At 44.4% G+C, this 19,659-nt stretch carries 20 protein-coding genes; 12 read left to right on the top strand and 8 right to left on the bottom strand.

Features of this window, described 5'->3' with window-relative positions:
- Positions 1–62 precede the first annotated feature (62 nt).
- The 6 genes from ACFOJ8_RS09040 (at position 63) to ACFOJ8_RS09015 (ending at position 4,330) form a co-directional block, all read left to right on the top strand.
- Positions 63–326 carry a DUF1450 domain-containing protein gene (locus tag ACFOJ8_RS09040; protein ID WP_380656161.1) on the top strand — a complete coding sequence of 88 codons (264 nt, stop codon included), beginning with the start codon at positions 63–65 and terminating at the stop codon, positions 324–326.
- Positions 327–378: 52 nt separating this feature from the next.
- Positions 379–741 carry a HesB/IscA family protein gene (locus ACFOJ8_RS09035; protein WP_380656159.1) on the top strand — a complete coding sequence of 121 codons (363 nt, stop codon included), beginning with the start codon at positions 379–381 and terminating at the stop codon, positions 739–741.
- A 126-nt stretch (positions 742–867) separates the two neighbouring features.
- On the top strand, positions 868–2,073 hold the full coding sequence (locus ACFOJ8_RS09030; protein ID WP_380656156.1) for an NAD(P)/FAD-dependent oxidoreductase: 1,206 nt from the start codon (positions 868–870) through the stop codon (positions 2,071–2,073).
- A 70-nt stretch (positions 2,074–2,143) separates the two neighbouring features.
- The gene (locus ACFOJ8_RS09025; RefSeq protein WP_380656153.1) at positions 2,144–2,461 is read left to right on the top strand and encodes a YuiB family protein; all 318 of its coding nucleotides are present in this window, start codon (positions 2,144–2,146) and stop codon (positions 2,459–2,461) included.
- Positions 2,462–2,472: 11 nt separating this feature from the next.
- Entirely contained in the window at positions 2,473–3,960 is a 1,488-nt protein-coding gene (locus tag ACFOJ8_RS09020; protein ID WP_380656150.1) for a leucyl aminopeptidase family protein, read from the top strand.
- Positions 3,953–4,330, top strand: a complete 378-nt coding sequence (locus tag ACFOJ8_RS09015; protein WP_380656147.1) for a hotdog fold thioesterase — start codon at positions 3,953–3,955, stop codon at positions 4,328–4,330. The genes ACFOJ8_RS09020 and ACFOJ8_RS09015 overlap by 8 nt, the downstream gene beginning before the upstream one ends.
- A 43-nt stretch (positions 4,331–4,373) precedes the next feature.
- Here ACFOJ8_RS09015 and mnhG read toward each other — a convergent pair whose 3' ends face one another.
- From mnhG to ACFOJ8_RS08980, 7 genes are read right to left on the bottom strand one after another with little or no spacing between them, the layout of a single operon-like run.
- Complete coding sequence (gene mnhG, locus ACFOJ8_RS09010) at positions 4,374–4,748, bottom strand: monovalent cation/H(+) antiporter subunit G (RefSeq protein ID WP_380656144.1); 375 nt, start codon at positions 4,746–4,748, stop codon at positions 4,374–4,376.
- Positions 4,741–5,040, bottom strand: coding sequence for a Na(+)/H(+) antiporter subunit F1 (locus tag ACFOJ8_RS09005; protein ID WP_380656142.1), 300 nt, complete (start codon positions 5,038–5,040; stop codon positions 4,741–4,743). Before ACFOJ8_RS09005 ends, mnhG begins: the two co-directional genes overlap by 8 nt.
- Positions 5,037–5,516, bottom strand: coding sequence for a Na+/H+ antiporter subunit E (locus ACFOJ8_RS09000; protein ID WP_380656139.1), 480 nt, complete (start codon positions 5,514–5,516; stop codon positions 5,037–5,039). The genes ACFOJ8_RS09005 and ACFOJ8_RS09000 overlap by 4 nt, the downstream gene beginning before the upstream one ends.
- Positions 5,517–7,010, bottom strand: a complete 1,494-nt coding sequence (locus tag ACFOJ8_RS08995; RefSeq protein ID WP_380656136.1) for a Na+/H+ antiporter subunit D — start codon at positions 7,008–7,010, stop codon at positions 5,517–5,519. It abuts the gene before it with no gap.
- Complete coding sequence (locus ACFOJ8_RS08990) at positions 7,000–7,341, bottom strand: Na(+)/H(+) antiporter subunit C (protein ID WP_380656133.1); 342 nt, start codon at positions 7,339–7,341, stop codon at positions 7,000–7,002. Before ACFOJ8_RS08990 ends, ACFOJ8_RS08995 begins: the two co-directional genes overlap by 11 nt.
- Positions 7,341–7,808 carry a Na(+)/H(+) antiporter subunit B gene (locus tag ACFOJ8_RS08985; RefSeq protein ID WP_380656130.1) on the bottom strand — a complete coding sequence of 156 codons (468 nt, stop codon included), beginning with the start codon at positions 7,806–7,808 and terminating at the stop codon, positions 7,341–7,343. Before ACFOJ8_RS08985 ends, ACFOJ8_RS08990 begins: the two co-directional genes overlap by 1 nt.
- Positions 7,783–10,191, bottom strand: coding sequence for a Na+/H+ antiporter subunit A (locus ACFOJ8_RS08980; protein ID WP_380656127.1), 2,409 nt, complete (start codon positions 10,189–10,191; stop codon positions 7,783–7,785). Before ACFOJ8_RS08980 ends, ACFOJ8_RS08985 begins: the two co-directional genes overlap by 26 nt.
- 189 nt (positions 10,192–10,380) lie before the next feature.
- Here ACFOJ8_RS08980 and ACFOJ8_RS08975 point away from each other — a divergent pair, with 189 nt between their 5' ends.
- The 6 genes from ACFOJ8_RS08975 (at position 10,381) to ACFOJ8_RS08950 (ending at position 16,258) form a co-directional block, all read left to right on the top strand.
- Positions 10,381–10,971: a peptidylprolyl isomerase gene (locus tag ACFOJ8_RS08975; RefSeq protein WP_380656125.1), complete on the top strand. Its 591-nt coding sequence runs from the start codon at positions 10,381–10,383 to the stop codon at positions 10,969–10,971.
- 126 nt (positions 10,972–11,097) lie between these two features.
- Positions 11,098–11,304, top strand: a complete 207-nt coding sequence (locus tag ACFOJ8_RS08970; protein WP_380656123.1) for a hypothetical protein — start codon at positions 11,098–11,100, stop codon at positions 11,302–11,304.
- Positions 11,305–11,442: 138 nt separating this feature from the next.
- A complete protein-coding gene (gene ygs, locus ACFOJ8_RS08965; RefSeq protein WP_380656121.1) occupies positions 11,443–11,841 on the top strand; it encodes a S1 domain-containing post-transcriptional regulator Ygs in 399 nt (132 codons plus the stop codon).
- 296 nt (positions 11,842–12,137) lie between these two features.
- On the top strand, positions 12,138–13,679 hold the full coding sequence (gene pruA, locus ACFOJ8_RS08960) for an L-glutamate gamma-semialdehyde dehydrogenase (protein WP_380656118.1): 1,542 nt from the start codon (positions 12,138–12,140) through the stop codon (positions 13,677–13,679).
- Positions 13,680–13,749: 70 nt separating this feature from the next.
- Positions 13,750–14,943 carry an ornithine--oxo-acid transaminase gene (locus ACFOJ8_RS08955; protein WP_380656115.1) on the top strand — a complete coding sequence of 398 codons (1,194 nt, stop codon included), beginning with the start codon at positions 13,750–13,752 and terminating at the stop codon, positions 14,941–14,943.
- A gap of 70 nt (positions 14,944–15,013) precedes the next feature.
- Entirely contained in the window at positions 15,014–16,258 is a 1,245-nt protein-coding gene (locus tag ACFOJ8_RS08950; RefSeq protein ID WP_380656113.1) for a Glu/Leu/Phe/Val family dehydrogenase, read from the top strand.
- A gap of 62 nt (positions 16,259–16,320) precedes the next feature.
- Here ACFOJ8_RS08950 and ACFOJ8_RS08945 read toward each other — a convergent pair whose 3' ends face one another.
- Positions 16,321–19,635, bottom strand: a complete 3,315-nt coding sequence (locus ACFOJ8_RS08945; protein ID WP_380656105.1) for an efflux RND transporter permease subunit — start codon at positions 19,633–19,635, stop codon at positions 16,321–16,323.
- Between the last annotated feature and the right edge of the window lie 24 nt (positions 19,636–19,659).

Genomic DNA, 19,659 nt, shown 5'->3' with positions numbered 1-19,659 from the left:
TAATATTTAACAGTATAAACTACAATCGAAGCCTGTAATAATACTGAGAAAGAGGGAATCCAATGTTTACCCTTGTGGAGTTCTGTTCATCGAACATGCTTAAAGGAACAGAAGCAGTGTATCGTGAGCTCGACGAGAATCCGGAAATCGATGTTTTGGATTACGGATGCCTTAACAATTGCGGCCTATGCAGCAAGGCATTCTTTGTACTCGTAGATGGTGAAATTGTCAGCGCGATGACACCAGATAAGCTTCTTGAAAAAATCTATAAAAGAATAGAGAGAAATCAGAACGAAGTTTCAGATTGGATGGATGATTTGAACTAGTCCAATGTTTGCTTTATAATTAGTTTAATAAAAGGTAATAAGAGGTGATAAAATGTCTCATATAACTTTAACGGAAAGTGCAGCCTATGAAGTACGTGATATGCTAGAGAGCAACGACATGGCGGATGGCTACCTCAGATTCAAAGTCCAAGGTGGCGGTTGTACAGGTCTAACTTACGGTATGGGTGCCGAAATGGAGCAGTCCGAAAACGACGAAGTATATGAATTCCATGGTGTCAAAGTACTATTGGACAAGTACGACATTCCTGTCATCGATGGTACTGTCATAGATTATAAACAGTCGCTGATGGGTGGCGGCTTCACAATAGAAAATCCGAACGCCACATTATCCTGCGGCTGCGGCTCGTCATTCAGAACGGCTGCGAACGCTGGGACACCTCAGCCGGATTGCTGATAATTTAGCAAACCGCTTGATATATGTGAAGAAAATCGCTAATATTATAGAAGAATAATATTAGCGATTTCATTATGTCTAAATTTATGTGAAATTTAAATATCGGAGAGAAAAGGTGAACTAATAATGAGCTTTGAGAGAAAGAAAATTCTTGTACTTGGTGCAGGATACGCTGGTCTGCAGACTGTGACCAAACTTCAAAAGATGCTATCTCATCAGGATGCCGACATTACACTCATCAATAAAGACGAATATCACTACGAAGCAACGTGGTTGCACGAAACGGCTGCTGGGACGATTGATTGGGAAGAGGGCGTCTATCCAATCAATAAAGTCATTGATACTCAGAAAGTTGTCTTTGTGCCTGCCGAAGTGACTGCGATCGATAAAGAGTCACAGCAGGTTGAAACGACTCAAGGGACGTTCGACTACGATATTCTCGTCGTAGCACTTGGATTTGAAAGTGAAACGTTCGGCATCGAAGGTATGGCGGAGCACGCGCACTCACTCGTCAACCCGCAGACTGCACTTGCAGCACGCCAAGAGATCGAGCGCAATTTTGCCAAGTATAAGCAGTCCAATGAAGATAAGGATATTTCCATCCTTGTTGGTGGTGCTGGCTTTACGGGTATCGAATTCCTTGGTGAACTTGTAGAAAGTATTCCCGAGCTGTGTGAACGTCATGGCATCGACTACAATAAAGTAAATCTTACTTGTGTCGAAGCAGCGCCGAAAATGTTACCGATGTTCCCAGAAAATCTTGTGGAATATGCTATGCAGTACTTGAAAGACCGGGGTGTTAAGTTCATGGTGGGTACGCCAATCGTGGCTGCCAATGAGAACGGCTTCGTTGTCGAGGTAGAGGGTGAGAAGCAACAGCTTGAAGCGAGCAGCATCGTGTGGACAGCAGGCGTGCGCGGTAATAGGTTGATGGACGAATCATTCGAAGGCGTCAAGCGCGGGCGTATTATGGTAAATGCAGATCTACGGGTCGAAGGTTACGATAATATTTACGCAATCGGTGATGTGGCAGCAGTGATGAATGGTGAAGAATCCCGCCCATGGCCGACCACTGCTCAAATCGCAATGCAACTTGCTGAGCATACAGCGAAAAATATCCAATTGTCATTAAAAGGCGATAAGCTTGAACCGTTCTCCTACAATGACCGTGGTACAGTTTGTTCGCTCGGCTCTAAAGATGGAATTGGTCTCGTAATGGGGCGTCAGATTAAAGGCCGCAAGGCTGCGCTTATGAAACGCGTCATCGATTCCAGAGCAGTATTCAAAATCGGTGGACCGATGCTTGCTGTTTCAAAAGGCAAAATGCTCTGATACAACCGATAACACAGGCATGGGTATTGATTTAATGCCCATGCCTTTTTTATGTGGAGGGTAATAGAAAATGTCAATAATACAACTTGCAATATCCATGTTGCTTTTCTTTGTCCTATTCTATGGAATCAGTTTCATTTTGAATATGATATTGAAGATGACATGGCTGATGGTGGGCGTCTATCCTTTTATAGTCCTGTTCATCGTCGATGGCATATCAACAGCAGAATATTTCACAAATACATCTGAGGCTTTCAGTATTTTAGGAGAAAGACTTGTCAGTCTGCATATTGCAGATATTCTTATGCTCGGGAGTGGGCTGGTAGGAACAATACTTGCAGGTATGACAATTCGCTACTTGCGTAAAGCCGGATACCAGATGTTCTAGGAGGAACAATGATGCAATTTCAATTCCGCGATAAATACGTCGCAACAGAAGAACCAATTATAATTGGACTACCGCACGAGCCTACGCAAATGAGTAACTACGAAGAGGTTGATACACTACTCAATGGTCAACTGCAGGCGATTATTAAAGAAAACGTACTATCGACAGAATTCGGAGCCGTGACTACGACCGGCGTAGTTATCCAGCGTGACTATCATAAAGTTATCGCCGTCGGTCTTGGGGATGTCTCGCTGCTCGACCGGATTAGACTGTCGGAAGCATTCGGCAGTATGTTCCAGTTCCTTAAAGATACGGATACTATCAAAGGCCAAATCTTACTAGACACATTCCCTGTTGAAGTGCATAGTGCGGCTGAGCTACTCGGACTCATGGCAAACATCAGCGTGTATGAATTCTATTCCTATAAAATGGATCAACCACCTTTGTTCAGTGAAACGGCTACCTTTTCTGTAACAAGTAGCATAGATGTTAAAGAAACTGTCTCCCGCTATGGAAAGCTCGGTGAAGGTATTAATATGGCTAGGAACTTCAGTGAAACACCACCAAATCTTATGACACCAGAAGTCATGGCAGGTAAGATTGCAGAAATCTTCGAGTCTCACCCCCATGTCACGGGGATGGTCAAAGATGAAAATACACTTGAGTCAGAAGGCTATGGTTTGATTACAGCAGTAGGGAAAGCATCACATGCCAAGCCGCGCCTTGTAACCATCGAATACTGTCATCCGGACGCAAAAGGCCACAAGCCCGTGGCACTCGTCGGAAAAGGTATCACTTACGATACGGGTGGATACTCCATTAAATCAAAGACAGGGATGCCTGAGATGAAGTATGACATGAGTGGTGCGGCGAATGTTGTCGGTATGCTGAACGCAATATCCAGCATGTCGCTACCTGTACATGTTATTGGTGTTGTTGCATTGGCGGAGAATATGATTGACGGCAACGCCATGAGGCCAGATGACGTTTATATATCTTATAGTGGTCAGTCAGTGGAAGTAAAGAACACTGACGCAGAAGGACGTCTCGTACTTGGAGATGCCGTATTCCATGCATCACAGTACTCACCAAGCTTAATTATGGATTTCGCTACATTGACAGGGGCTGTAGTTGCGGCACTGGGTGATGAACGTACAGGTGTCTTCACGAATAAAGATGCTGACTTCCTAAAGCCGTTAATTGAAATGTCGGAGCAAACCGGAGAGGCCGTTTGGCAGTTGCCAATCTCCGATATAGAGGAAAAAAGTGTTCGCCAGTCACCAGTTGCTGATCTAACCAACCATGTAGAGAAACCAGGGCGTGCCTCCTTTGCTGCCTGCTTCATTAAGCAGTTTGCAAATGGTACCCCATGGATCCATTTTGACATCGCCGGTACAGGAACCACTACTAAAGCGACACCTCAAGGTCCTAAAGGATCTACCGGTGTGATGATTCACACTATCGTAAAAATGTTTGAAGCAGGTCATTTTCATGGATAGGACCGGTCTAATTGAACTTCTAGATATCGTTACAGTTGAAGATAGCCCTGGTCTCATGATTATGGAGATGCCAGTGACCGAGAAAGTGTTGCAGCCATTTGGTTACTTACATGGCGGTGCCAACGTTGTACTTGCTGAATCTGCAGCAAGTATGGGGGCAGCAGCAATTATCGAAGAGGACGAAATCACTTTTGGTATGGAAATCAATGCAAATCACATCAAGACCAAGCAATCGGGTAAGCTTACTGCTACAGCGAAATGCCGTCATCAGGGCAAAAGTACGCAAATATGGGAGATAGAAATTACAGATGAGGAAGCAAATCTTGTCTGTCTCTCCCGATGTACGATGGCAGTGAAAAAGAAGAGATAAAAAAACGATGGATTCCAAAAAAGGGAATCCATCGTTTTTTATTTTAGTCGTGTTCGTGTGTTTCCAGTTCATTAGGCAAATCGGTTGCACCTTCTTCATCTCTTGCAAGTTCATTCATAATCGTCATTTTATAAGGATTGACGTTCGAGTGAATTGCACTACGCGAAATCATATGGGCTGATACGGGTGCCGTAATGAAAATGAAGAGGATTGCCAGAAACAGTTTGCTGTCGACGTATCCATCAATGTACCAGAAGTAGAGGAAAGTGCCGAGCATCATCATCATTACACCAAGCGTTGAGCTTTTCGACGATGCATGGAGCCTTGAGTAGACATCGGGCAGACGGATGACTCCGATTGCACTGACTGCTGCCAAAAAAGCACCAGCAAGTATGAAAAAAGCAATGATACTAGTCATTATAATCTCTATCATTATCGATGATCACACCTCTCTCCAAGAATTTCGCAAATGCGATGGTAGCGATGAATGCAAGTATTCCAATTAACAGAATGACAACCAGCAAGTAGGTAGTGTGCAGCTGCATGGCTACTAAGGCAATCATAGCCATAAGGAGAATTCCGAATGCATCTAGCGCAACAACTTTATCGTGAAGTGAAGGTCCTTTGATCATGCGGTAGACCATACCCAGCATAGATAGGGCAAGGACGATGATGCTGAATATGATAACAACCTCAAGAAATGTATTCATCCTTGTTTCACCTCGCTGATTGCATTTTCAAAACCATTCTTGATTGAATCTATCTCTTCTTGCTTATCCTTCATGTTCAAAGCATGAATATACAGGGTGGAATGGTCGTCTGATATTGCCACGACGACAGTACCTGGGGTAAGCGTGATCAGAGCGGAGAGTAAACTGACTGACCACTCATCTTCAAGTTCACATGGGTACGCGAAAAATCCAGGACGTATATCCATTTTTGGACTAAGTACAATTTTTATCACATCGATGTTCGCTTTCGTCATTTCCCATATGAACAGGAAACAAAGACGAATGATAGCGTACAATCTCTTAGTGTAGATCGATTCTGGTAGAAAGTTCCTAAGCATGTAGATTGCCAGAAAACCGAGTATATATCCGGCAAAGAATGATGCTACAGAAAAGTTCGAAGCCATAAACATCCACAGGAACGCAAGGGCGAGGTTGATGAGTATTTGTAAGGCCATCTATTCCACCTCCGTTATATATTCTGAATAAGAGGATGGGTCATAAAAAGATTGTGCAGCCATTTCGAACAATGGATACAATGCGTCAGCCGCCAAGCCGAAAGCAATCGATACGATTACCATTGCGATGGAAGCAAACAGTATCTTGTCACTTTTAACAGGTCTTAAAGTTGTAAAATCCATCTCTTCTCCCCAGAATACTTTTATAAAAAGATTCATGACGGAATAAAGGACAACTAGGCTAGAGGCCAAAACAACGATACCGGCGATGTGCTGACCATTTTCGAATGCTGACTGTACGATGAACAGTTTTCCGTAAAAACCAGAGAGAGGGGGAACGCCTGCAAGTGCCAGTGCAGCTACGAAGAACATCACCCCGACAAAAGGATGCTGTTTTATCAGACCACCAAGCTTATCTGCATTTGTTTGTCCTGTCCGGTAGATTAGGAAACCGACGAGCATGAAGAGTGCTGCTTTTATAATCATGTCATGTATTAGGTAGTATAAAGCACCGAGCATACCTGATTCATCCATCATAGCAACTCCGACAAGAATGATTCCGACGGCGATGATGATATTGTAGATGATGATCTTTTTCATATCAGAGAAGCTTAACGCACCGATACATCCCATCACGATGGTGATAAGTGCTAAAAACAGCAGCAACTGGTGTGTGAAAGCTGTATTGTCCATGAAAAACAGACTATAAGTCCTTGCGATGGCATATACGCCAACCTTTGTAAGCAATGCCCCGAAGAAGATGAGAATAGGCATCGGCGGAGCGTAGTAGGATCCTGGAAGCCAGAAGTAAAGTGGGAATAATCCCGCCTTCGTCGCAAACACAAATAGGAAGACAATCGCAATCAAACTCATGATGCTGAAACTTCCATCAAATCCGGAGAGCTTATTACTGATATCAGCCATGTTCAAGGATCCTGTCACTGAATACAGATAGGCAAGGCCAAGTACGAAAAAGTTGGAGGCGATGATGTTTACAACAATATACTTAAATCCTTCTTGAAGCTGTATTTTTGTACCGCCCAAAGTAATCAGGACGTATGAGGCAAGCAGGAAAACTTCAAAGAATACGAACATGTTGAATATATCACCAGTTGAGAATGCACCGTTGATGCCGGTGATCATGAACATAATCATCACATAATAGTAAAACTTCTCCCTTTCGATACCGATTGTCTGGAACGAATAGATGACGGTCAGGAATGTGATGATGGCTGTTGTCGTAATCAGAAGTACTGCAGCCATATCCATGACCAAGCTAATACCAAAAGGCGATGCCCAGTTCCCGAGGAAAGTCACCATCGTGCCATTTTGGTAGACCTCGATAATCAGCCATAGTGACGAAAGTATGAGAAGCAACCCACTGATTGCTGCGATGACTCTATGTGCGACCGGGCGTTTTCCGATGAATAACATGATAATACCTGAGAAAAAAGGAATCATGATCGGCAAAAGAGGTAGAATATTAGTCGTCATGTGGAACTCCTTTCATTTCTTCAACATTATCTGTACCGAGTTCCCGGTAACTTCTAAGTGCCAATACAAGTGTATAGGCGGTCAGTGCAAATGCGATGACAATTGCTGTAAGAATTAGTGCCTGAGGCAGTGGGTCAGCATAGTTGGAAACATCGTCATCTAGAACCGGAATATTACCACGCTTTAGCTTTCCCATGGTTAGGAACATTAGGTGGACTCCGTGACTCAAAACCGCAGTACCTATGATGATTCTGATAACGCTTTTGGATAGAATCAGATAAACAGCAGAACCAATCAGGATGCCGGCTAATATAATTGTAATGATTTCCATTAGTTTTCAGCCTCCCCGACAAGTACGATGATGAAAAGGGATGTTGCAGCAACAGTCAAAAATACACCAATGTCGAACAAAACAGCGGAGTGCAGTGCAATCTCACCGAAAACTGGTACTTCGATATAGGTGAACTGATGCGTAAAGAATGGTGTTCCAAACAAGAACGAGAGCGTTGGAACACCAGCTGCAAACAGTAGACCGACAGCAAGGATCATTCTGAAGTCTATTGGCAACATTTTTTGCATTGTCTTTTTATCATATGCAATCAGAAGTAGGATTAGAGCAGAAGCTGCAAGCAGCCCCCCAACGAAACCGCCTCCCGGTGTATAATGGCCTGCAAAGAACAGGTTGAACGAGAACATTATGACGATGAAAAAGACCACTTTGGAAACGAATTGCAGAAACACATCATTCATCTGCTTTTGGCCCTTATGCGAGTCAGCCTTTTTTAGCTTGTGTTTCATCCTTCTCATCCTTTCTGTTCAGTCTTAATTTCATCAAAGCATATATTCCGATACCTGCGATACCAAAGACAAGCGTTTCGAACAATGTATCGAAACCACGGAAGTCGACAAGTATGACGTTGACCATATTACCGCCGGCAGCAAGCTCGTAGACATTATCAATATGGAACTGGCTGATCGAATCAAAAAGACGATTCGAGTAAGCAGAAAGCCCAAGTAGTATTGACATGACACCGACACCTAAGGCGATTAGGAAGTTCGTCATTTTAAAACGCATACGTTCCTCGTGACGGCTCCGTTTCGGCAGGTGATAGAAGCAGACCAAGAAAAGTGCGGCCGTCACTGTTTCAATTGCAAGCTGTGTCAATGCAAGGTCCGCAGATCTGAAGAATACGAAGAATAGTGACATAGCAAAGCCAATTGCACCAAGCATGATGATGGCAACAAGACGGGATTTTGTAACAAGTATTACAGCCAGTGATGCAAGTATGATGATCGCAACAATAATCTCCTGTATCCCAACTGGTGCAAGGTCGCTAAAGTCCATTTGGAACCCAGTGTTTATGAATGTCACTGCACCAATGATAATGAAGAACAAGAAGATGTAAGCCATGTAGGAACGAAGGAAACCTGTCATGTACCCATCCGTCAGTTTCTGTGAACCAAGACGGCTATAGATCAACCCTTGATCATAAAGATAATTCAGGGTAAAACGTTCTTTATGATAGTCATAAATAAAGATCCACTTGTTCTTGAAGTAAAATAGCAGAGAACCGATTATGACAACAGCAATAGTTGCCCATAATGCAGGGTTATCAAATCCATGCCACATGTAGAGGTTAGTGCCAAGCGGCGTGTCGGAGGCCATGATACTCATGGCAGCCGGATCAATGATTCTTCCTGAAAGAATGTTTGGAAAGAAGCCAAAGAGTAGTACTAGAGCAGATAAGAAAATGGGTGAAATCAGCATAAGCGCCGGGGCTTCATGAGGCTCCTTAGGTGTGTCGTAAGTACGCTTACCGAAGAAGACACCATATATTAGAAGAATCGAATACACGAATGTAAAGATGCTTCCGATAATTGCCAGTAGCGGGAAGATAAAGCCTACGTTTGCCAGCGAACTGAATCCTGCTTCAGGCACATCGATCATAGCTTCAAGGAAAAGCTCCTTAGATAGGAAACCATTAAACGGTGGTAGTCCTGCCATAGACAACGCAGTAATCACTGTCAGGGTAAATGATATCGGCATGACTGTAAGCAGTCCGCCAAGCTTCTTAAGACTCCTTGTACCTGCTTCGTGGTCTACAATACCAGTCAGCATAAATAGTGCACCTTTGAATGTTGCGTGATTGATCAGATGGAAAACTGCTGCAACAACCGCAACTGAGAAGTGAGCTTCATTTGCACCGGTCAGTACACTGAGCGCCCCAAGACCAAGTAGAGACATGATTAACCCGAGCTGCGAGACAGTAGAGAATGCCAGTACAGCTTTCAAGTCGTCTTTGACGACAGCATTAATCGAAGCCCAGGTCATTGTGATTAGACCACCAAGCAGGATAATCCACACCCACATCTCCGAAAATGCAAAGAGTGGTGTCATGCGCGCAACCAGGTAGATTCCTGCTTTAACCATTGTAGCCGAGTGCAGATATGCACTGACAGGGGTCGGTGCTTCCATTGCATCCGGTAGCCAGATATAAAATGGAAACTGTGCCGATTTTGTAAACGCACCGAGCAGGATGAGTATAACTACAAGCGGTGCTAATGAGCTTTCCTGAATGAGAGCGACAGAGTCGAGCATTCCTCTGATACTTGCTGTGCCAGTAATATTCTGCAAAAGCAAGAAACCACCGAGCATCATAAATCCGCCGAACATAGTAATGAGCATCGACTTCTGTGCACCGTAGAGGGACCGCTCTCGTTTATGCCAAAAGGCAATAAGCAGGAAACTGGAGATTGAAGTCAGTTCCCAGAAGAGATAGAGCATGATGACATTGTCGTTTAGTACGACCCCAAGCATGGCAGTCATGAAAATAAGGAGGTAGACATAGAAATTGCCGAGGTGCTCTTCCCTCGACAGGTAGCCGATGGAATAGAGAACAACCAGTGCGCCGATACCGGAAATCAATAGCGCAAACAGAAGCCCAAGACCGTCTATGTAGACATCAAAGTTCATCCCAATTCTCGGCATGAAATGCATTGTTTCATATACAACCTCGTTGCTACTCACCCGAGGGATGAAGGTCAGCAAGTATATAAATATAATTAGGGGAACTGGTAATACGAACCAGCCCAGATGAAGACGTCTATAATACTTATAGATGATGCGTACCACTATGGCAGCAAGTATCGGCAGTATAATCGCCAGATGTATTAGCGTCAAAATATATCCTCCTTTTTTAACATCATATAGAATGATTATACAGTAATAACAAGGTTAAATAAATGTATTAGGGTTTTAAAAAAGTAAAAATGAAGGTATAGTATAAATAGGAAAAAAGCAGTGATCTGTCATAGAATTTTCATATTTTCATCGCAGGATCTGCAATAAATGAAACCAGGAGGCACTAATATGACTTACCCACAGCTATCATCTGAAGTTGGCAGCAATGAAGTGCAAGCTGTCCTCAAGACAAATCACGGTGATGTAACAGTGAAGCTTTTCAAAGATATCGCACCAAAGACTGTCGAAAATTTCACAACACATGCTAAAAATGGCTATTATGATGGCCAGATATTCCACCGCGTTATCCAAGATTTCATGATTCAAGGCGGTGACCCGACCGGCACAGGCATGGGCGGAGAAAGTATATACGGTGGAAGCTTTGAAGATGAGTTTTCAACGGAGGCTTTCAATCTTTATGGTGCATTGTCCATGGCGAACGCGGGACCTGGTACCAATGGTAGCCAGTTCTTCATTGTCCAAGCCAAGGCAGTTCCGGCTCAGATGCTCGGCCAACTCGAAGGCGCAGGCTATCCGAGTGAGATAATTGAAGCGTACGAAAAGCATGGTGGCACACCATGGCTTGACCAGCGCCATACTGTATTTGGACACGTAATCGAAGGCATGGACGTCGTTGAAAAAATTGCCGATGTTAAAAAAGGACCTCAGGATCGTCCGATGCAGGATGTTGTCATCGAAACAATTAATGTAGTTGAATAGAAATATTAAAAAGGACTCTGGGAGTCCTTTTTTTGATATCAAATGATCACAAAATGGTCATTAATGGGTAATTTACGCGGAACGGGTTTTTGATATACTGTAGGCAGTAAAGGTGAGTGATCGACTATGATGGAGTTTCTATATTTTCCTGATGATAAAACTGAATATATACCCGCCCTTCTTGTTGTCGGGCTTGCAATCGTGCTCGCCTATATTGCCTATCGTATCGTCAAGAGGCACTCCGATCGCCAAGAGGAGAAGATGAGAGATTTTGAGCAACAGGTAATGGAAAGAATGCAACAGGAAGACAGGGAAACGTCCCGACGGTCGTAGTAAACGGTATAGATTTCCCGTACTATATGTAACGCGAGGTGCCTCTGGTGGGGCAATCCTTGCGTTTTTTATTTCCAATTGAGCGATGATTAGATAATCACCTCCTATTATGATAAAATAATGGATGCGTATGAACTAATGAAAGTTAGTGGGGTAATCCATGTGACAAAGAAATATCGGAAAGGCCAGTTTGTGAAGGTCAAAGTAACCGGTATCCAGCCGTATGGTGCTTTTGTCAAAACCCCTGATAATCAAGAAGGACTCATTCATATTTCAGAAGTGATGAACGATTATGTCCATGACGTCAATCAGTTTTTATCTAAAGGTCAGATCGTCAAGGCGAAAGTGCTCAGTGTGGACGATAATGGCAAACTGAACTTGACCCTGAAAGATAATGAATACTTCAGGAATGAGGAAAGGAAACGGGACAGACGTTCAGTCTTGGATCAGATCAAGGATACGGAAGAATATGGCTTCGAGTCCCTTAGACAAAAGATGCCGCAATGGATAGAAATGGCGAAACGACGTATGAAGTAGAATGTCCGGTCAAGTGCTTGTAACAATGCACCGTTCGCGAAACAGAAAGCCCGCAAATCAATGATTTGCGGGCTTTCTGTTTATTCTGTAAATTGCATAGTCATTTCATTATTGAAAGCGCAACCAACAGTGTGAATGATATCCATTCTTTCATCTGAGCATAGATATCCATAGTGCTGAATACCTTTGCAGAGCGTACTGAAGCGCTCACATACCCTTTATCAAAAAGCTTGAAAAAGTCTGAAAAAAAGTCCATTATTATTCATAGAGTTTAATATTTTAAGGAGGTTATCTTAATGATACCGTACAAACATGAGCCATTTACGGATTTTTCGAAAGAGGAAAACCGGAGGAAACTCGAAGAGGGTCTGAATACAGTCAAGGGGTATCTCGGTCAGGATTATCCACTGATCATTGGTGGAGAGCGCATCATGACAGATGATAAGAAAGAATCCTACAACCCTGCATATAAAGAAGAAAAAATTGGGTATCTATCCCAAGCAAATCAAGAACATGCCCAGCAAGCAATGGACGTGGCACTTGAAACGTTTGAGACATGGAGAAAATCTTCGTTTGAATTCCGTTCGGACGTATTGTTCAAAGCAGCAGCCATCATTCGAAAAAGAAAGTTCGAATTTACGGCACTCCTTGTTAAAGAAGGCGGAAAGCCGTGGAAAGAGGCGGATGCTGATACGGCAGAAGCAATCGATTTCCTCGAATATTATGGACGTAACCACCTCAAATTGAAGAATGGCGACCATGTTGAATCTCGTCCAGGCGAATATAACCAGTTCCACTACATTCCACTGGGCGTAGGTCTCGTAATCTCTCCATGGAACTTCGCCTTCGCTATCATGGCGGGTACTACAGCTGCAGCTGCGGTGACAGGCAACACAGTACTCCTTAAGCCGTCCTCCCGCACATCGGTCATTGCCTATAAGTTTGTGGAAGTGCTGGAAGAGGCGGGACTGCCAAAAGGCGTTGTCAACTTCATTCCTGGTTCCTCAAGAGACATTGGTGATTATCTTGTAGAACATAAGGATACACGCTTCATTTCATTCACTGGATCTCGTGACGTGGGTACAAGTATCTTTGAAAAAGCTGCGATTGTACAGCAAGGACAGACGCACTTGAAGCGTGTTATTGCTGAAATGGGTGGTAAAGATACGATCGTTGTCGATTCTGATGCAGATCTCGAATTGGCAGCGGAAGCTATCGTTACTTCTGCATTCGGATTCAGTGGACAAAAATGTTCTGCATGCTCCCGTGTCATCGCACTAGACGACATCCATGATGAACTACTGGATAAGGTAGTAGAGAAGACGAAGAAACTAGAGGTTGGTAATCCGGAATCAGATATCAATGTCGGTCCGGTTATCGATGACGCTTCACTTGAAAAAATTAAAAAGTATATTGAAATTGGAAAAGAAGAAGGTACACTTGAAGTAGGCGGAGAGACTGAAAATGAAACAGGTCACTTCGTTCATCCAACGGTATTCTCAGGTTTGAAGCACGATGATCGGATCATGCAAGAAGAAATCTTCGGTCCAGTAGTCGGCTTCGCCAAAGCGAAGGATTTCGATCAAGCAATCGAATATGCCAATTCGACGGACTACGGTCTGACGGGTGCGGTAATTACACGAAACCGTGAGCATATCGAGCAGGCGCGTCGTGACTTCCACGTCGGTAACTTGTACTTCAACCGTGGTTGTACAGCAGCCATCGTTGGTTATCAGCCGTTCGGCGGATTCAAGATGTCCGGTACGGATTCGAAAGCGGGCGGTCCGGACTATCTAACGCTGCACATGCAGGGTAAGACAAGTTCCGAACAATTCTAGAATGGATTATAATTAAATTTAAATTAAAACAGCGGGCACCTACCCGCTGTTTTTTGGAAAGGAAGAGACAATGACAAAATCACAAGAAATTATTAGTCAGACAGAACAGTATGGGGCACCGAACTACAAGCCACTTCCGGTTGTTATTTCGGAAGCAGAAGGTGTGTGGGTCAAAGATCCAGAAGGCAATAAGTACCTTGATATGCTTAGTGCATATTCTGCAGTAAACCAGGGGCATAGACACCCGAAAATTATACAGGCATTGAAAGATCAGGCGGACAAGTTGACGTTGACATCCAGAGCGTTTCACTCCGACAGGCTTGGTCCTTGGTATGAAAAAGTATGTAAGCTTGCAGGCAAGGAAATGGTATTGCCAATGAACACTGGGGCAGAAGCAGTTGAAACAGCAATTAAGGCAGCGCGCCGCTGGTCTTACGACGTTAAAGGCGTGGAAGACAACAAAGCTGAAATTATTGCCATGAACCAGAACTTCCATGGCCGTACATTGGCTGCAGTATCCCTGTCTTCGGAAGCTGAATATCGCCGAGGCTATGGTCCATTGCTCGATGGCATAAAGCTTGTCGATTTTGGTGACATTGAGCAGATTAGAAATGCAGTGACGGAAAATACTGCAGCGATACTGCTTGAGCCTATCCAAGGTGAAGCAGGTATTAACATTCCACCAGAAGGCTTCTTGAAAGCAGTCAGAGAACTTTGTGATGAACATAACATTCTATTCATCGCCGACGAGATCCAAGCGGGCCTTGGGCGTTCAGGTAAAATGTTTGCGACAGACTGGGAAGATGTTAAGGCTGACATGTACATACTCGGTAAAGCTCTTGGCGGTGGTGTCTTCCCTATCTCATGTGTCGTTGCTGATAAGGAAGTTCTTGAAGTGTTCAACCCAGGATCTCATGGTTCCACGTTTGGTGGGAATCCATTGGCATGTGCCGTTTCAGAAGCTGCACTTGATGTTCTAATCGATGAAGATCTTGTGGAACGTTCACGTAAACTCGGTGACTACTTTAAAGGCGAGCTCGAGAAGATTGACACACCGTTGATCAAGGAAGTAAGAGGGCGCGGTCTATTCATAGGTGTCGACCTGACAGAATCTGCACGCCCATATTGTGAGGAGCTAAAGAGTCTCGGTATTCTATGTAAAGAAACGCACGATACCGTAATCCGCTTTGCTCCGCCGCTCGTAATTTCTCAGGAAGACCTGGACTGGGCCATTGAAAAAGTGAAGCAAGTCCTCTCCAAATAACCCCTTTCAAACAGTCTTTAATGTGTTACAATAGCAGTGAAAACAGTTCCATAAAAGAGGCGGATACAAAATGTCAGATAAATCTAATCTTATCACTTCCACACAGGCCATCATTCATGAAGCTCTAGACAAGCTCGGCTTTGACGAGGGGATGTATGAACTGATCAAAGAACCACTACGTCTTCTTAAAGTACGCATTCCGGTGCGTATGGATGACGGTTCCGTAAAAGTTTTCACGGGCTACCGTGCGCAGCACAACGATGCTGTTGGGCCAACTAAGGGAGGCGTACGATTCCACCCTGATGTCAACGAAGAGGAAGTCGTTGCTCTGTCAATGTGGATGACCTTGAAATCAGGAATAGTGAACTTGCCATATGGTGGGGGTAAAGGCGGCATCGTGTGTGATCCGCGAGAAATGAGCATCGCTGAAGTCGAAAGGCTTAGCCGTGGATATGTTCGGGCCATTTCCCAGATTGTCGGGCCGACTAAGGATATTCCAGCACCGGATGTCTTTACCAACTCCCAAATCATGGCATGGATGATGGACGAATACAGTATCATCGATGAATTTAACTCTCCAGGATTCATCACTGGTAAACCACTTGTTCTTGGTGGCTCCCAAGGCAGGGACCGTGCGACTGCAATGGGTGTCATCATCTGTCTGCAACAGGCGCTTGAAAAGCGTGGTATGAGAATAGAAGATATTCGTGTCGTCATTCAGGGCTTTGGCAACGCAGGTAGCTTCCTTGCCAAAATTCTTTCCGACAAAGGGGCAAAGATTGTCGGTATATCTGATGCCAACGGTGCACTTCACGATCCGAATGGCCTGGATATAGACTATCTTCTCGACCGTCGCGATAGTTTCGGTATGGTGACGAACCTTTTTGATGACGTAATGAAGAATGAAGAGCTTTTCGGTATCGATTGCGACGTTCTGATTCCAGCAGCCATCGCTAACCAAATCACTGTCGATAATGCACACAGTGTCAAAGCTGACATCATCTGTGAAGCGGCCAATGGACCAACCACAAAAGAAGCAACACGTATCCTAACTGATAATGGAAAGCTCATTGTGCCGGATGTTTTAGCATCTGCAGGCGGTGTAACGGTTTCTTATTTCGAGTGGGTTCAGAATAATCAGGGCTACTACTGGGATGAAGATGAAGTGAATGAGAAGCTTGAAATCAAGCTGAAGAAGGCTTTCGATGATATTTACGATCTCCATGAGAAGCGTCATATCGACATGCGTCTTGCGGCTTACATCATCGGAATCAAACGTACAGCTGAAGCTGCGCGCTATAGAGGCTGGGCGTAGGTTATCCAGTGCATTAAAAAAGGCGGTTCATCCAATTGGATGAACCGCCTTTTTCTTATGCGTTAGTCGTTTCTTCTATCTTTTTTCATTCTGTCGATCAAACGCTGTAACTCATCAAGATAATTTTCTTCAGAATTTTTCGAGGATGGATGATCTTCTTGTACTTTTGGTGCGTTGTATTCATCCGTAACTGTCTCTGATGTAGAATCACTGTAGTCGTAGTCATCAGTTGTTGAGGCCAGTTCCTGTTCTTTCCGTTTGTTTGCATCGATTTCCTTTTGAGTAATAATCTCACCGTCAGGTGTCATATACTTCTTATTCATTTTTCTCGTTTCATTATCGAAGTAGCTGTATATGATCGGGATGATGAATAGCGTCAAGAATGTACTGCTGACTAACCCACCAATAACAACGACACCCATCGGTGCAACGAGTTCAGCACCTTCGCCGATGCCAATTGCAAGAGGCAGCATACCCAGTGCAGTGGTAAGCGCGGTAATAACAATCGGACGGAAGCGGTCTTGTACACTTTTTTCAATTGCTTCAATCGTCGGCATGCCTTTCTCCTTCTGCTGATTAATGTAATCTATTAGAAGTATGGCGTTATTGACGACGATACCAAGCAACAGGATAATCCCTACTACAGCTATTACACTGAGTGGGTTATTTGTGATGAGCAATGAGAACATCACACCGATGATGCTCAGTGGCAGAGCAAATAGTACAACGAATGGGTGCTTGAATGATTCAAATTGTGCGACCATAACAAGATAGATAAAGATGATGCCGAGTATGACAGCGAGTGTTAACTGAGGAATGGCATCAGTCAACATTTCAAGATCGCCGCCGATGGAAGTATCAGTATCATCGCTGAAATCGGTATCGTCTATAATCGATTCTACATGGCCTCCAGCCTGGTTCAAGCTCATCTGTGGATCGTAGCGCACTGTAAGCTCAGTCGTTTCCCTCTGATCGATACGGGTGATCAACGGTAATGTTTCAGCTTCCTCGAACTCAGAGACATCGCCAATAGGCACGTACTCCCCTTGACCATTCACAATTCGGATATTTTCAAAGTCTTCAAGACTTGATGTAACACTCTCTGGGTATCTGACATTGATTGTCAGGAAGTCATTGCCTTCTGAAACAGTGGAGGCAGGCACACCATTCGTTGCCTCGTAGATGGCAGTGCCGATCTCTCCTGGTTGCAGACCGTTCTCCCGCGCAGCTTGGCGGTCGACTCTGACTTGCAGCTCCTGAATCATATTCTCACGGCTCGAAGTGACTTCTTCTATTCTACTATCTTCTTCCAGTGCTTCAATAATCGTATTTTCGGATTCTTCGAGATTCTCTGGATTTTCATCGGAAAGATTTACAGTCAGTGTGTTCGGATCTGAACCGGTTCCTGTCTGGGATACCGGATTGACACTGATATCAGCACTGGTATCCACGTTCTCGATTTCACTTTCAATATTTCGGATAAATTCATTAGTCGTAGTATTGCGGTCTCCTGGGTCGACCATTGTTACTGTGATGCTTCCGACGTTACTTTCGTTGACTGGACTCATGGTGGAACCAGATCCAATGGTACTCATATAGAAATCGACTTCTGAGTATTCTTCAAGCTTTTCCTCTATACGGCTAATCGTTTCTTCCGTGTCGGATAGAATGGCGTCTTGTGGCATAGTCACTTCGACAGTCAACGCACCTTCATCACTCTCAGGCAGCAGGTTGATGCCTTGGAGATAGATGCCTACAACACCGACCGCGAGGATGACGCCTGTCAGGAACAACACGAGTACTCGGTGTGCAAGTGTCCAGCGTGATAGTTTCCTGATGACTTTCATATACGAGCGATTCTGACGCTTGTCTTCTGCATCTGCCGGTAGGGCAGTAAGAATGCGGCTTGAGAGCATAGGTACTATAGTCAATGCAACAAACAGAGATGCAAGCAGGCTGAAAACCACGGTAATTGCGAATGGTGTGAACAATTGGCCGACCAGACCACTAACGAATACAACCGGTAAGAAGACTGCAGCTGTCGTCATGGTCGATGCTGTGATGGCACCAGCAACTTCTCTTGCCCCATCGGCCGCTGCCTGCTTGGGCTGCTTGCCCATGGATAGATGTCTGTAAATGTTCTCTATGACAACAACAGCGTTGTCGACGAGCATACCGATACCAAGAGCCAGTCCACCGAGTGTCATCATATTGATGCTGATATCTGTAAAGAACAACAATGCAAATGTTGTAATGACTGAAAATGGAATGGCGATACCGATGATGAGTGGTGATCTCAGATTACGCAGGAAAGCGAAAAGGACGACCATCGCAAGAATCGCTCCACTGATCAGTGAGAGGTAGACACTGTTTATGGCAATGTCGATATATTCACCCTCATCGTATAGGATTTCTGCAGTCAGATTTTCAAACTCTTCCGTGTCGAGCTTTTCTTCCAGTACAGAACGGAACTCGGAATTGACGGTAGAGGCGTTTGAGTCCGATGACAGGCTCATTTCAACCTGCATCGCCTCCTCCTGGTTCAGTCGTGTGAAGACATCGTTGTCCACCTCAGTGATGGCTACATCTGCGACATCATCAAGCGTTACAGTACCACCATCCTCAGGTAGATCGAGCAGGACGAGCTGCTCAAGGGATTCTACGCCATCGATATTGCTTATTGTACGCGTAGTGATGGATTCTCCTGCTTCTTCATCGACGATGGTGCCGTTTGGAATGGAGATATTATTCGCCTCGATAATATTGGCAATGTCACTTTGGCTCAACTGATATTGTTCCAGTGCTTCCGTGTCGAGCGTGACACTGATCTCCTCTGTAATGTTGCCGGTTTCGCTGATCGAAGCCACACCATTGATGTTCTCAAGTTCACTAATCAGATCTTCGACCTGTCCTTGAAATTCACCGATACTTTCATTCTCCGAAGTAACAGCAAGGGTCATGCTTGGGAACATGGTGATATCGAACTCCAGGAAGGAAGGATCTCCAGCCTGATCGGGCAGTTCGGTATCACTAATTGTCCGAGTGATTTCGTTTTCGACGTCTTCTATCGTCATGTCGTATCCGAATTCAAGAATAATGATAGATGAACTCTCCTGTGATTGGGAGGTGATATTCGTCAGGCCACTGACAGTCGACAGTTCCGCTTCTAGTGGCCGAGTGACATCCTGCATGACTTCCTCAGGTCCAGCACCCTGATATGTAGTTGCTACTGCTGCAACGGGAGGCTGTACGTTCGGCAGGAGCTGGAGCGGTAATCTCGTCAATGATACGGCTCCGAGTAAAATCAGAATAATCATGACGACGATGGTGAATTTTGGTCTTTTTATTGAAAAATCCGCTAGTCTCAAAACTTTCACTCCTATAAATTTTAATGGATACCC

Source organism: Salinicoccus sesuvii, assembly GCF_042648145.1.
Taxonomy (GTDB): Bacteria; Bacillota; Bacilli; order Staphylococcales; family Salinicoccaceae; genus Salinicoccus; species Salinicoccus sesuvii.
Note: the sequence above shows the minus strand (reverse complement) of the source record. Positions and strands in the feature narration are given on the sequence as shown.

Excerpts from the sequence above, each read along its gene's own strand:
- ACFOJ8_RS09005 (WP_380656142.1), bottom strand. The coding sequence starts at position 5,040 with ATGAATACATTTCTTGAGGTTGTTATCATATTCAGCATCATCGTCCTT.
- ygs (WP_380656121.1), top strand. The coding sequence starts at position 11,443 with ATGAAAGTTAGTGGGGTAATCCATGTGACAAAGAAATATCGGAAAGGC.
- ACFOJ8_RS09030 (WP_380656156.1), top strand. The coding sequence starts at position 868 with ATGAGCTTTGAGAGAAAGAAAATTCTTGTACTTGGTGCAGGATACGCT.
- ACFOJ8_RS08995 (WP_380656136.1), bottom strand. The coding sequence starts at position 7,010 with ATGACGACTAATATTCTACCTCTTTTGCCGATCATGATTCCTTTTTTC.
- ACFOJ8_RS09015 (WP_380656147.1), top strand. The coding sequence starts at position 3,953 with ATGGATAGGACCGGTCTAATTGAACTTCTAGATATCGTTACAGTTGAA.
- ACFOJ8_RS08985 (WP_380656130.1), bottom strand. The coding sequence starts at position 7,808 with ATGAAACACAAGCTAAAAAAGGCTGACTCGCATAAGGGCCAAAAGCAG.
- mnhG (WP_380656144.1), bottom strand. The coding sequence starts at position 4,748 with ATGACTAGTATCATTGCTTTTTTCATACTTGCTGGTGCTTTTTTGGCA.
- ACFOJ8_RS08970 (WP_380656123.1), top strand. The coding sequence starts at position 11,098 with ATGATGGAGTTTCTATATTTTCCTGATGATAAAACTGAATATATACCC.
- ACFOJ8_RS09025 (WP_380656153.1), top strand. The coding sequence starts at position 2,144 with ATGTCAATAATACAACTTGCAATATCCATGTTGCTTTTCTTTGTCCTA.
- ACFOJ8_RS08990 (WP_380656133.1), bottom strand. The coding sequence starts at position 7,341 with ATGGAAATCATTACAATTATATTAGCCGGCATCCTGATTGGTTCTGCT.
- ACFOJ8_RS08950 (WP_380656113.1), top strand. The coding sequence starts at position 15,014 with ATGTCAGATAAATCTAATCTTATCACTTCCACACAGGCCATCATTCAT.
- pruA (WP_380656118.1), top strand. The coding sequence starts at position 12,138 with ATGATACCGTACAAACATGAGCCATTTACGGATTTTTCGAAAGAGGAA.
- ACFOJ8_RS09020 (WP_380656150.1), top strand. The coding sequence starts at position 2,473 with ATGCAATTTCAATTCCGCGATAAATACGTCGCAACAGAAGAACCAATT.
- ACFOJ8_RS08975 (WP_380656125.1), top strand. The coding sequence starts at position 10,381 with ATGACTTACCCACAGCTATCATCTGAAGTTGGCAGCAATGAAGTGCAA.
- ACFOJ8_RS08955 (WP_380656115.1), top strand. The coding sequence starts at position 13,750 with ATGACAAAATCACAAGAAATTATTAGTCAGACAGAACAGTATGGGGCA.
- ACFOJ8_RS09040 (WP_380656161.1), top strand. The coding sequence starts at position 63 with ATGTTTACCCTTGTGGAGTTCTGTTCATCGAACATGCTTAAAGGAACA.
- ACFOJ8_RS09035 (WP_380656159.1), top strand. The coding sequence starts at position 379 with ATGTCTCATATAACTTTAACGGAAAGTGCAGCCTATGAAGTACGTGAT.
- ACFOJ8_RS09000 (WP_380656139.1), bottom strand. The coding sequence starts at position 5,516 with ATGGCCTTACAAATACTCATCAACCTCGCCCTTGCGTTCCTGTGGATG.